Annotated in this window: 8 protein-coding genes; 6 read left to right on the forward strand and 2 right to left on the reverse strand. The window is 71.2% G+C overall.

Annotation, left to right across the window (positions count from 1 at the left end; translation table 11 throughout):
* On the forward strand, positions 1–3,166 hold a 3,166-nt coding region (locus D7V77_RS35195; RefSeq protein WP_120580647.1), incomplete at its 5' end, for a flagellar motor protein.
* Between the two features lie 15 nt (positions 3,167–3,181).
* The gene (locus D7V77_RS35200) at positions 3,182–6,289 is read left to right on the forward strand and encodes a hypothetical protein (RefSeq protein ID WP_120580648.1); all 3,108 of its coding nucleotides are present in this window, start codon (positions 3,182–3,184) and stop codon (positions 6,287–6,289) included.
* On the opposite strand, the gene D7V77_RS35205 is transcribed toward D7V77_RS35200, so the two are convergent.
* Positions 6,273–7,628, reverse strand: coding sequence for a response regulator (locus tag D7V77_RS35205; protein WP_120580649.1), 1,356 nt, complete (start codon positions 7,626–7,628; stop codon positions 6,273–6,275). The genes D7V77_RS35200 and D7V77_RS35205 overlap by 17 nt on opposite strands.
* Before the next feature lie 27 nt (positions 7,629–7,655).
* Between D7V77_RS35205 and D7V77_RS35210 the strand changes: the two genes are divergently transcribed.
* Complete coding sequence (locus tag D7V77_RS35210) at positions 7,656–8,045, forward strand: VOC family protein (protein ID WP_120580650.1); 390 nt, start codon at positions 7,656–7,658, stop codon at positions 8,043–8,045.
* Positions 8,046–8,086: 41 nt separating this feature from the next.
* Positions 8,087–9,721 (forward strand): general secretion pathway protein GspE, encoded by a 1,635-nt coding sequence (locus D7V77_RS35215; protein WP_233597428.1) that lies wholly within the window; start codon positions 8,087–8,089, stop codon positions 9,719–9,721.
* A 1-nt stretch (position 9,722) separates the two neighbouring features.
* On the opposite strand, the gene D7V77_RS35220 is transcribed toward D7V77_RS35215, so the two are convergent.
* Positions 9,723–10,682, reverse strand: a complete 960-nt coding sequence (locus D7V77_RS35220; RefSeq protein WP_120580652.1) for an alpha/beta fold hydrolase — start codon at positions 10,680–10,682, stop codon at positions 9,723–9,725.
* Positions 10,683–10,794: 112 nt separating this feature from the next.
* Here D7V77_RS35220 and D7V77_RS46065 point away from each other — a divergent pair, with 112 nt between their 5' ends.
* Positions 10,795–10,902 (forward strand): transposase, encoded by a 108-nt coding sequence (locus D7V77_RS46065; protein WP_147452261.1) that lies wholly within the window; start codon positions 10,795–10,797, stop codon positions 10,900–10,902.
* Positions 10,903–11,227: 325 nt separating this feature from the next.
* Entirely contained in the window at positions 11,228–12,022 is a 795-nt protein-coding gene (locus tag D7V77_RS43400; protein WP_147452262.1) for a hypothetical protein, read from the forward strand.
* The last annotated feature ends 130 nt before the right edge of the window (positions 12,023–12,152 follow it).

Genomic DNA, 12,152 nt, shown 5'->3' on the forward strand with positions numbered 1-12,152 from the left:
CCCCTCCTCCGAGCAGAGCCGTCCCCCGGAAGCGCGCGCCGCGGACAACGGGAAGCTGCGCTTCCTCATCAGCGGCCAGGCCTCTCCCGGAGACCGGGTCCGCGCGGGCGACGTGGACGCCACCGTGGAGGACTCCGGCGCGTGGCTCGCGACCGTGCTGCTGACGCCGGGCTCGAACGTCATCTCCATCACCACCACCTCGCAGGGCGGCGCGGTGGAGTTCGCCCAGCAATCCTTCGACGTGGTTCGGCGCGGTGAGCACGGCTGGATCGTCATCCCTCACGCGAAGGAGCGCCTGGGCGCCATGCGCGGGCTGTCCCCGGACGTGCCCCTGCCCACGGGAGACACCTTCCTGCGGCTGGAGGTCGCCCCTGGTACCCAGGTGACGACCCCTGACACCCAACTCTTCGCGGGCCCCGACGGGGAGGTCCGCCTGCCCGTGCGACTCGTCCCGGGACGCAACACCGTCCGCATCTCGATGGCTCCGCCGCAGCGGTCCTGGAGTGCCGTGACCGTGACCGTCGAGGCGCGTGCCCAACCCTTCGTCGTGGGCCTGCTCGACGTGGAGGCCAGCATCGCGCCGGCCGGCGGTGGCTTCCGGTTGCGGGGACGCGGCGCCCTCCATGGCGAAGCCCAGTTGGGGCCCGTGCAGGTGGTGGGCGAGCTGGACCTCACCGACACCGACCTGCGCCAACTGGACGACGCGCCGCTCGCGGACTGGCTGCGTCCCCGGAGGCCCGAGCGCTTCGACCGCTGGCCCGACCCCGACTTCGCCCCGGCGGAGTGGGGCGACAATTCCGTGTCCCTCACGCCCAACCCCGCGGAGGGTCGCCTGCGCCTGGAAGCGCGGCACGAGCAGTACGGCCGCGCGGGCTTCGGCACCTACCGCGCGCTCCTGCAGGACCGCGAGGTGGGCCGCTACCACCGCCCGCTCTTCGGTCCCTACGCGGAGCTGCGCGAGCAGCTGGGCCCTGTGAGCGTGGGCCTGGACGCCTTCGCTGGCGGGCTCGTGGACCCCACGCGCGGCCTGGCCGCGACGCCCGCGCACGAGGAGCTGCTGGCCACCGGCGGCAGCCTCTACTACCTGGGCGGCGGCATCGTGGCGGAGGGCTCCGAGCTGGTTCGCGTGGAGGTGCGCGACGGCGTCACCGGCCTGCCGCTGGGCGAACAGCACCTCATCCGGGGCCGCGACTACGAAATTGATTACCTGGCGGGCCGCATCCTCCTCGCGCGCCCGCTGTCGTTCCTCATCGGCGCGTCGCTCCTGCGCACGGACGCGCTCACCGAGACGCCGGCGCCGGTGCTCGTCGTGGACTACGCCGTGCTGCACACGGGGGATCCGCGCGACTCGGTGGGCGGCGAAGCCTGGGCGCGCTGGCGCGACTCCACCGTCGCTCTGGCCGCCGTGCGCGAGCGCCGGCTGGGAGCCCCCTTCCAGCTCCTGTCGGGGCGGGGACAGACGAAGCTGTGGGGATACTCGCTCCTCGCAGAGGCCGCGAGCAGCCGGGGCATCGCGGTGGAGCCCACCGTCTTCGGTGTGTCGGACGACGGTGGCCTGTCCTTCATCCGCCCGGTGGGCCCGCTGGACGACCACGGCGGCGCGGTGACCCTGCGCGTGAGTGGCCCCGGCGTGCTGGGCCCCGGGAAGGGGGGCTCCGTGGACGCCGCGTGGCGCGAGCGCTCGAGGGGCTTCTCCGACGGCGAGCACCTGGACGCGGCCCGCTTCCGGCAGCTGTCCCTGCGCGCCACGCAGCCCGTGGGCCCGGTGGCGATCACGCTCCTGGGCGACGAGCGGCGCTCGGCGGATCCGCGCCTGCCCTTCGAGGACACGCCCTTCGGTGCCCGCACGCTGGGCGCCGCCGTGGCCTATGAGCGCTTCGACGGAAGCGTGCGCCTGGAGCTGCGCGACAGCTGGCTGCGTGCCACGGAGGTGCCCGGCGAGGGCCCCGCGCTCGAAGGCGGCCGGACGTCCCTGGGCGTATCGGTGTCCCGCGTGCTGACGTCCCGCCTCACCGTGTCCGCGGCGCACCGGCAGCGGCTGCTCGAGCGCGGCGAAGGCCTGGGCCGGATGAACGACACGTTCACCTCCGCGGGCGTGGAGGTGCGACTGGACGACGCCGCCGCAGTGGGCGTGAAGGCCGGCTGGGGCCCGGAGCTGGGCCCCCAGGCCTGGCTGGATGCGCGCGTGCAGCGCGGCCGCGAGACCTACTACGGCGGCTACTCCGTGGACGTGGACGGGCCGGACTTCGGCGCGGGTCGCGCGGTGACGGGCGCTCGCACGGAGGTCGGAGACGGCACCACCTTGTTCGTGGAGGACGTGAGCGCGCACGACGCCATGGCGATGCGGCGGGCGCGCGCCGTGGGCTTCCAGTGGGCGGCGGGACAGAGCGGCTTCAGCGCGGGTGCCCGCTACGAGCGCGGCGTGCGCAGCCCGCTGGACATCCAGAGCGACCTCACGCGCGACGTGGCCAGCGTGTCCGCGCAGTGGCTGCGCGAGCGCTTCCGCGCGGACGTGCGCGCCGAGCTGCGCCATGAAGAGGGCACGCCCGTGCGTGGCACCTCTGGCCTGGTGGACCGCACCCAGGTGGTGCTGGCGCTGGCCGCGGAAGGCCAGTTGATGAAGGACGTGACGGCCTCCGGACGGTTGGACTTCGCGCACACCGCGGGCCAGGAAGGGCTGGAGGCCCGGTTCGCGCAAGGGTTCGCGGCGCTCGTCTGGCGGCCCGGTCCCTGGCTGGTGGTGGCCCGCTACGGCCTCACGCGCGAGCTGTCTCCGGGTGCCCGCTTCGCCTTCGGAGACCGGATGCTCCAGACGGTGTCGCTGATGCCGGCGGTGCGGCTGGGCGAGCGGCTCTCCGTGGCGTCCGGCCTGCACGTCGGACGCTCCAGCCTGGGCGAGTCCTCACGCTGGGTGTGGACGGGGACGCTGCGGCCCTCGGTGCGGCTGCTGGGTGGACTGGAGGTCGCGGTGGAGGCCGCCCGGCGTACATCGGCGGCGGACGACCAGGGCCTGACGGCGCTCCGGCCAGAGGTCGCTTACCGGCTGGACGAGCGCCTGCGGGTGGCCCTGGGGTACACGGTCCTGGGGTTCAGCGGCTTGGGTCTGGAGGCCGAATCGGAGGATGCTCCGGATCGCCTCTATCTCCGGGCGGAAGTGGCCTGGTAGGCGCCGGGCAGAGGGATGACGAACGTGCGATTCGGGTGGCTCATCCTGGGACTGGGGTTGTGCGCGGGCGTCGCCCAGGCGCGCTGGAGGAACGTCGCGACCCAGAGCTATCCGAAGGACGTGACCGTCTTCCGGCCCGGCTTCTTCGCCGTGGCGACCGACACGCAGTTGTACGTGTCGCGGGATGGCGTCGTGACGACCCTCAACGTCGGCACGGCGGGCAGCTTCCTGCGCGGGTCCAACTGCGTGGTGGGCATCCGCATGGACGGGATGCTCCAGAGCGTGGCCGGTTGCTCGCCCGCGGATGACGGCAAGCGTCTGTTCCCTGACGACGGCAACGACTACGAGGTAAAGGCCGCGCGCGTCACAGCTGATGGGGGCGTGGGGTATGCCGTCGCCGCCGAAGGGCCCTTGCTGACACCGCGGTTTCGGACCTCGCTCCTCCCGAAAGAGGGAACGGCCGAGTGGGGCACCCTGACGACCCCGCCGACGGACCTGAGCGCCCAGCAGCATCTCGCGGTGCTGCCCCCTCAGTCGGATGGGCAACCCCAGGCGCTGTTCTCCGTCTCCGCGAACAAGGCGAACTTCCTCTGGTACCGGGGCACGGGCGCGGTGTCCTATATCGCCACGGGCATCGCCGCTCCGAACTCGGCCCATGGCGTCGCCCTTCTGCCGGGCTCGACGGCGGAGCAGCCGCTCGCGTTCTTCGGCAACGACTTGGGTCTGTTCCGAGGCACGCTTGGCGGATCCACCTATCCGTTCGAACCCATCCTGCTGGCGCCTGGGTCGGTCGACGCGCTCGCGTTCGACGTGACGAGCGGCTCCAGCGCGGGGACGGGCTTCGGGCTGCTGCTCCTCAAGCAGAAGTCAGACGGCAATGTGGTGGCGTACAGCGCGGAGCCGGTGGTTCCCCCCGAGCGTCCAGGCACGCTCTGGCGCCGGAATACGGACTTCCCCACGGGCATCACCCAGACCGCGGTGCAACTGGCCTGCGCGGATGCGTCCTACTGCGTCGCCATTCTCTACGGCTCCGCGCAGAACGTCCTCATCTACGAGAACTTGAGCCCGCCCAACGTGAGCGAGCTGCCTGACACCCTCTTCGTGGACGAGGGCAAGACCGAGAACGTGGAGCTCAAGCTGCGTGACCCGGATGGGGATGCCGTGCGGCTGTCTGCCACCGTGCGAGCGGGCAGTCCCATCCGCGTCGTTCAGGGGCCGCTCGACTCGCACGAGGACAGCGGGCTCAAGCTGACGCTCACCGCGCCCACGGGCATCTGCAAGACCGAGACATCCTGGCTTGACGTGGTGGCCTCCGACGGTCTGGGGGCGCACGACACGCCGAAGGATGTGAAGCTGGTGGTGAACCACACCGTCAAGCCTGGAGCCCCCCAGGTGACCGTCGACGCGGTGGATGGCAACGACTTCTTCGCGGGAGGGCCTTCCGGCACCTTCACCGCCACGCGAGGCATCACCGGCTGCGCGCCCGTCAAGTACACGTGGACAGCGCCCCCTGGGGCACCCGGGCTCGTGACGGATGCGGGCGTGGCCACGTTCACGCCCCCTTCCACCCGGGAGGACCGCTGCAAGCCGGACACGGCCAACTTCACCTACGCGGTGACGGCGAATGACGGAACCTTGGACTCCCCGCCCTCGACCGTCACGGTGCGGCTCCACCCATGGGGCCCCCCTGAGGTCCCGTTTACCGCCCCCTCGCGTGAAGTCTTCACCAAAACGGCTTTGCTTCCCCAGGCGACCCACGTGTGCGGAGGCTCTCCCGGAACGCCAGGACTGCCGCCGGTGTCGACGTTCTGGTCGGTCCTGGAGAAGCCCTCGGGCGCGACGGTGACGGCCGTCCAGGGAAACGACCGGCGTCCCGTGGACCTGGAACCCGTCGAGGGCAACTCCGTGCTGCTTGACGGGGCGACGTGCGTGGAGGCCCTGAAGCTGAAGCTGCGTGCCTTCAACCGCATCACCGTGGAGGGCTTCGTCCTCGACAGCCCCACGGCCGACGTGGAGGTCACGGTGAAGCCGCGCTGGGTGCCCGTGGAATCGGTGAAGACGCTGGTGAAACTGGAGCCGGCGGAGGAGCGCATGCTGCGCGGCCACGTGACGACGGATCAGCCACTCAACTGCACGGGCATGCGTCTGCTTGCCACGGTGGTGACGCTGGAGGACCGGGACGATCCCAAGAAGGTGTTCGACACGTGGACGGCCACCGGAGGCGGAGGCGACTTCGCGCTGGACCTGCCCCCCACGTGCGGCAGCGGCAACTACACCGTGCGCGCGCGCGTGCATGAGACCCTGCCCGATGGCGGCGTCATGGCGCCGGAGGCGACGACGGAATTCTTCCGGCCGGCGCGCGAGGTGGTGCTGGGCGAGCTGAGCGGTGAGCTCATCGCCACCTGCGGCGAGGGCGCCCGGGGCACGCTGCGCCAGACGATTCCGGAGGGAGCCTGCTCGGCGGTGAAACTGAAGTGGGACCCTGCCGGAGGACCGGAGCTGGCGCCGCCCGTCACCCAGGATGACTCGGCGTCGCTGGCCACGGTGGACACGCAGCTGGAGTCCCTGGTGGGCGAGTTCGTCACCCTGAAGGTGTCGGCCGAGGGCGAGGGCGCCAGCGGGGCGGAGCGCGAGCACGCGGTGCGCATTGGCGCGCGGCCCTTCGTGACGGTGGAGCGGCGCACGGAGACGGGGGAGGGCATCAACTCCGGCCAGGTGGGCGTCACGGTGACGCTGCGCAACGACACTGCCTGTGACGTGAGCTCCATCCGCTACCAGGAGACCGTCACCGGCGCGCAGGTGGTGCCCCAGAGCGTGACGTTGAATGGCCGGCCGGTGACGCCGGCGGATGCGTCCGCGCAGCACTTCGCGGTGGAGCCGGTGTCGCTGCCCGCGGGCTCGACCGCGACGCTCACGTACGTGGTGCGCACGGCGCTCCTGGAGCCGCCGAAGTTCTCGGGCACGGCGTCGCTGCGCGAGGTCGTCGTGTCGCACACGGAGCCTCCGCCTCCCTCCACGTCGGGCTGCGGCTGCTCCGGCGGAGGCTCGGGCGTGACGGCGTTCGGGCTGGGCGCGCTGGCGTGGGCCGCGCGGCGCCGGCGGGGCGTCAGAGCCCGAAGCTGATGCGCTGGCGGCGGTTGGGCGTCTGCTGACGCTCCTCCAGCACGCCGGACAGCTCCAGGCCGCGCAGGGTGGCCAGGGCCTCGCGCTCGGACAGGTCCGTGAGGGCGAGCAGGTCCTCCACCGTCTTCGTGCCGTCCGCGAACGCGAGCAGCATCGCCTGGGGCCCCGCCAGCTTCAGCTCGTGCAGGCCGTAGGGCGGATCCGCAGTGGGGAACAGGCGGCGCCCGGGCGCCATGCGCTGGCGCAGCGCCACCAGCGTCTCCGTGCGCGTGACGCCTTCGAGGATGAGGTCCCCGGGGAAGAGCGACAGCGGCACCAGGTCCGCGCGCTGCGGCCTCATGGGGCTGAAGCCGTAGCCGCCCTCCGTCCACGCGAAGGTGGACCAGAGGATGTCCTTCACCTGCTCCTCCAGCAGCTGACGGCGCTGCTTGGGGGAGAGCAGGCCGCGCTTGAGCAGGGCGTCGCCGGTGCGCAGCGAGTGCTCGCGCGCGTAGCCCGCGGCCTCCGCGAGCTGCGCCTCCGTGAGCGCGCCCTTGCGCAGGCAGAAGCGGCCGAAGCGCTCCGGGGCCAGGTTGGAGGCGGCGTACACCACGCGGCCCGCCTCGAAGTAGACGACCTTGAGCACCGTGCCCTGGCGCAGCTTCAGCTCGCCGTGGTGGCGCGCTTCGTAATAGGCGTTGAGCAGGCGCGGCACCGACGTGTGCGCCAGGTCTCCGCCGAGCGACCACTCCGGCAACTGACGCCGCTGACGCACGGGCGCGGGCGCGGCCTCCGTCCACACGGCGCCACGCTGCGCGAAGGGCAGGGGCAGGGCCTCCGACACGTCGGCGGGCTCTTCCGGGGGCGCGGGTTCGGCGGGCTCGGGCGGGGAGAGGACGGACTCGAGCGCGGGCTCATCCGCCGCGGGCGTCTCCTGGACCAGCTCCTCCAGGACGAGCAGGTCCACCTCATCGAGCAGCTCCCCGTGCGTCACGGGCGGCACGCCCGCGGCCTCCTCCAGCGCGTTGATCACGCCGTCCAGTTCGAAGGGCTTCTCGAAGAAGGCGCAGGCGCCGTGGACCTGCGTGGCTTCCCGGGCGAAGCGGTCGCCCTTGTACACACCGCTGACGGCGATGGCGGGGATGGCGTGCGCGCGCAGGGCTCCCAGCACCTCGCTGCCGCGGATGTCCGGCAGCAGCAGGTCCACCAGCGCGGCGTCGAAGCGCGAGTGGGGACCCAGGGCCTCCAGCGCGGATTCACCCGTGAAGACGGTGACCGCCTCATGGCCTCGGGTCTCCGCGACCGTGGCGATGAGGGAGGCGAGTTCCTGGTTGTCCTCCACGATGAGCAGTCGCGCCATGGGCCGGCAGACCCTACCATCAACCCCATGAAGGACGTTCAGGGCTTCCACCACGTGGCGATTCAAGCGAAGGACGTGGAGCGCGTGACGGCGTTCTATCGCGACCTGCTGGGCTTTCCGGAACTGAAGCGCCACCTGCGGGAGGACGGCACCCTGCGGAGCGTCTGGGTAGGCGTCCCAGGGGGCGCCTTCCTGGCCATCGAGGCGGTGGACGGGACGCCGGAGGTGGAGCCGTTCCGCCATCCGGCGCCGGGGCTGCTGATGCTCGTGTTCCGGATTGCCCGCGAGGCACGGGGTGGGGTGGTGGAGACCTTGGCCCGCGCGGGCGTGGCGCTGGAGCACGAGACGCGCTGGACGCTCTACGTGCGGGACCCGGAGGGCAACCGGGTGGGGCTGAGCCACCATCCAGACGACTAGGGGCGAGTGCCCGGCCGGGTGCTTGCGGAGGGTGACGGGGCATGGCTACAAGCGGCCCCATGCGCCTGGGTGAATTGCTCGTGAAGGACGGCCTCGTGTCGGCGGCGGGGCTGGAGGAGGCGCTGGAGTCCCAGGTGGTCCACGGCGGCAGGCTGGGGACGAACCTGGTGGAGCTGGGCCTCCTGTCCGAGCAGGACCTGTCCAAGGCGCTGGGTAGGCTTCACAACTGCGCCTACGCGTCCGGGGAGATGGTGCCCGACCCGAAGGCCGTGGCGCTGGTGAACCCCAACGATGCGGACGACAAGGAGTACCTGCCCATGCGGGCGGACGCGACGCGGTTGAGCGTCGCGGTGCTGAACCCGCATGACTTCACGACGTTGGACGCCATCGCGTTCAAGACGGGCAAGCGCGTGGTGCCGGTGGTCATCCCCGAGTTCCGGATGAACCAGCTGCTCCGGCGGCACGCGAAGGCGTTCCGGCAGCTGCGGGCCATCGACATGAACGCCGTCCGCCCGAGGCCCGCGAAGGGCGCGGCGGCGGCGGAGCTGGCGAAGGCGGCGGAGCGGCCGCCGGACCTGATGAGCGAGGAGGAGTTCCAGTCCGTCTACGCGCAGGCGCTGCGCGGTGGCTCGGATGCGGAAGCGGACGTGCTGGAGGGGGAGATCATCATCACCGGCGAGGAGGTGGTGGAGTCTCCAGTGGCCACGCCGCCCCAGGGCCGGCCCGCGATGCCGGCGCAGCCGCGTCCCGGAGCGGCCGCGCCGCCGCGAGTGGACATCCCCGCGCACATTGCTCCGTCCGTCCCGGCGCAGGGAGTGCCCGCGCAGGCGGCCCGTGCCGCGAGTGCCGCGGGGCAGGGCGCGGCGAAGCAGGGAGTGCCCGCGCACGTCGCGGGGCAACCCGGAGCAGCACAAGGCGTTCCTGCCCATCTCGCGGGTCAGCCTGGAGCGCAGGGCGTCCCTGCCCAGGCCGCGGCGCAGGTGCGTGGCGGGCCGGGAGCCGCCGGTGTCCCCGCGCATGTGGCGGCCCAGGCGGGTGCGCAGGGTGTCCCCGCGCACGTCGCGGCCCAGGCGGGTGCGCAGGGCGTCCCCGCGCACGTCGCGGCCCAGGCCAGTGCGGCGGGCGCGGTGCCTCCGGGAGCCGCCGCGAGCCCGCCCGTGGCCGCGAAGCCGGTGGCTCCTCCTCCGACGCCGCTCACGTTCCCGGAGGCCCAGGCGGAGCTTGCGCGCAGCTCGGACCGCGAGGACGTGGCCCGCACGGTGCTCCGCTTCGCGATGGGCAAGTGGCGCCGGTGCCTGCTGCTGTCCGTGCAGGGCAACCTCGTCACGGGCTGGCACGGCATGGGGCAGGGCGTGAGCGACGAAGGCGTCCGCCGCATCGGCGTGCCGCTGCGAGACCAGAGCACCTTCCGTCTCGTGCGAGACCTGCGCTCCCACTACGTCGGTCCGGTGAAGCGCGACGCGGCGATGGGCATGTTCTACCGCCTGCTCGGAGGCGGGTTCCCCACGACGGCGGTCATCCTGCCGCTGCTCGTGCGCGGCAAGGTGGTCCACCTGCTCTACGTGGACAACGGCGCGGAGCAGTTCACCCCGCCGGACGTGGGCGAGCTGCTCATCCTCTCCCAGGGCGTGGGCCGTTCGTACGAAGCGATGATGCGGCGTCGCAAGAGCGCGTAGCTCAATCGCCGCGGGTGGCCCGTTCGGGTGGGCGCGCCAGCACGGGCATCGCATCCGGGCGGTCCCACAGGACGAAGTGGCTGCACCCGTCCAGCTCCACCACGTCGAGCCCCGGCTTCGCGCGCCCGGCGCTCTCCCTCATGGACGCGGACTCCAGCACCCGGTCCTTCCCCGGAACGAGCACCGTGCCGCGCCGAAGGTTGCCGAACAGGGACGCATCGCGAGCCTGGCTCCAGGCTTCGATGTCCCGCAGGTTGGCCATCATCGTCGCCACCCGCTTGGGGTTGAACGGGAAGGCCATGATGAGCTCGCGCTTGCGAGCATTCTCCAGCGGCCCCCATGCGCCCCGGTTGTGCTTCGCGATGGGCGCGAGCCGCCACAGCGGGATGAGGAACGGCAGCAGCCAGAGCTGCGAGGGCGTCAGGCTCCGGTAGGGGCGCGCCTGCGGGAGCACGGGCGCCTCCAGCACGACCTCCACCCGTTCGAAGAGGTCCGGCCGCAGCTTCGCGGCCTCCAGGACCACGGCGCCTCCGCGCGAATGTCCATGGACGCGCACGACGTCCGTCCGGGGCAGGTGCTCCAGGGCCTGCACCAGCACCGCGGCGTCATGGGAGATGGTGCCCTCCGGTTCGGTCGGCACCTTCGCCCAGGGGGCGGGTTGCTCGCGAGGGTCGGTGATGGGCAGGTGGTAGTCGCAGCTCGTCAGCAGGATGAGCTGGAGGTCGGGCTCGCGGTAGTGGTGCGTGAAGTAGCGCATGTCCGCCACGAAGCCGTGCATGACGATGACCGTGGCGCGGGGCTGCTCGCAGCGCCGTTCGGCGATGACGGCCTTGCCCACCCGGTAGACGTGTCCGTCGAAGGGTTCGCTCGCGCGGGGTGTGCCCACCCGGTGCATCAACCACCAGCGCGCGGTGGGCACCAGCACGGCGGCGCCAGCGAGGACTCCAAGAGCGACGGACATGCATTCACCCAACTCGGGAAGGGCGGCCGTGCCTGGCGGCGGACGGCCCGTGACATGGAGCGCATCATAAGAGGAGGCTGTTGAACCCCGGAGCGTTGAGCAGCATTGGTACATGAGGAAGAGCTACCCGTCGGACCTCACGGACCTGCAGTGGGCGCTGATGGAGCCGTTGCTCGAGGAGTTCTACCGACGAGGCAGCCGTCCACGGTTTGCCTCCTGAGATTGCGCGCCCACCGCTTCCTCGTGGTCTGCGTCAGGTTTCCGAGCGCGTGAGAGCACCTGGGCCCCAGTGACCCAGGTGCAACAGTATTGCCCGGTTGTATAGTCTTGCGTCTTTTTCTGGCTTTCCTCCTTGCGCCACGCGTGGACATTTCGAACAGGGAGGGGGCTGTCACCGGTTTCGGCGGGTCATGCACAAACTGACATTCTTCTGCAAGGGCCGCGCATGGCGGCTTCACCATTGTGGGCGCCTCCTCCTTGCCGCGCTGCTGGCGGGATCGAGTGTCCTGATACCGCTATCGGGCCATGCCGAGGAGCAGGGGCGAGTGAAGCCGTTTCTGCTCTCTGCGGGCCGCCATTATGAAGCGCTTGAGTACGAGAGTGCGTTGGAGGAACTCTCCAAGGCTCGGCGCTTCGCCTCGAATGTCGACGATGCAGTGCTTCTTTCCCTGTATGAGGGAGCGATCCAGGCGGACCTCGGCAGGACGGATGCGTCGGATGCGGCCTTCAGGGTAGCCCTCGCCCTCCAACCCGAGGCGAAGCTGCCGCTGAGCGTGTCTCCGAAGGTGGAGGAACGGCTCGAGGCCATTCGGCGGCAGGTGAAGCTTGAACTGGAAGCGAAGGCGCAAACCCGCGCTGCCTTTGTGTCGCCTCGGACCTCTGCGGACACACCAGTCCAGGTTGAAACAGGGCCGGATGTGTCGGCACAGACAGCATTGGCGGCGCCAATTCCCGCGTCTGCCGTCCCGGAACTGCCGCCTCGTGTTGCCGTCGCGCATGTGTCCAGCGGCGGAGGGGCACGCACTCACGCGTGGCTGCCAGCCACCGTTGGAGGCGGCCTGCTGGTGGGCAGTGGGGTGTCCTATCTTCTGGCTCGCGGTGAGCAGTCGAAGCTGCGCGGCGATGACAAGGGCCTCGACTCACTGGATGCCGTCAAGCGCAGCGCCTCTCGTGGGAGGACGTACCAGGCGGTGGGCTTGGCCCTGGCGGGCGCCGGCGTCGTGAGCCTGGGAATCTCCGCAGGGATGTACCTGCTGGGACGCTCCTCGGAGCCACAAACGCTGGCAATTGACGCGAGCACGGATGGCACTTCGGCCTTCGTCCAGGGGAGGTGGCCGTGAATATGCGCATCGCTCAAGTGGCTTTGATGGGGCTTCTGGCTGTCCTTTCGGGTTGCATCGACTTTGACCAAGAGCAAAGGGACTTCTGCCAGCGCAACCCGATGCAGTGCGAAATGTATGTGCTGGGGGG

Origin of the sequence: Corallococcus sp. CA041A (genome assembly GCF_003612075.1) — a bacterium.
Taxonomy (GTDB): domain Bacteria; phylum Myxococcota; class Myxococcia; order Myxococcales; family Myxococcaceae; genus Corallococcus; species Corallococcus exiguus.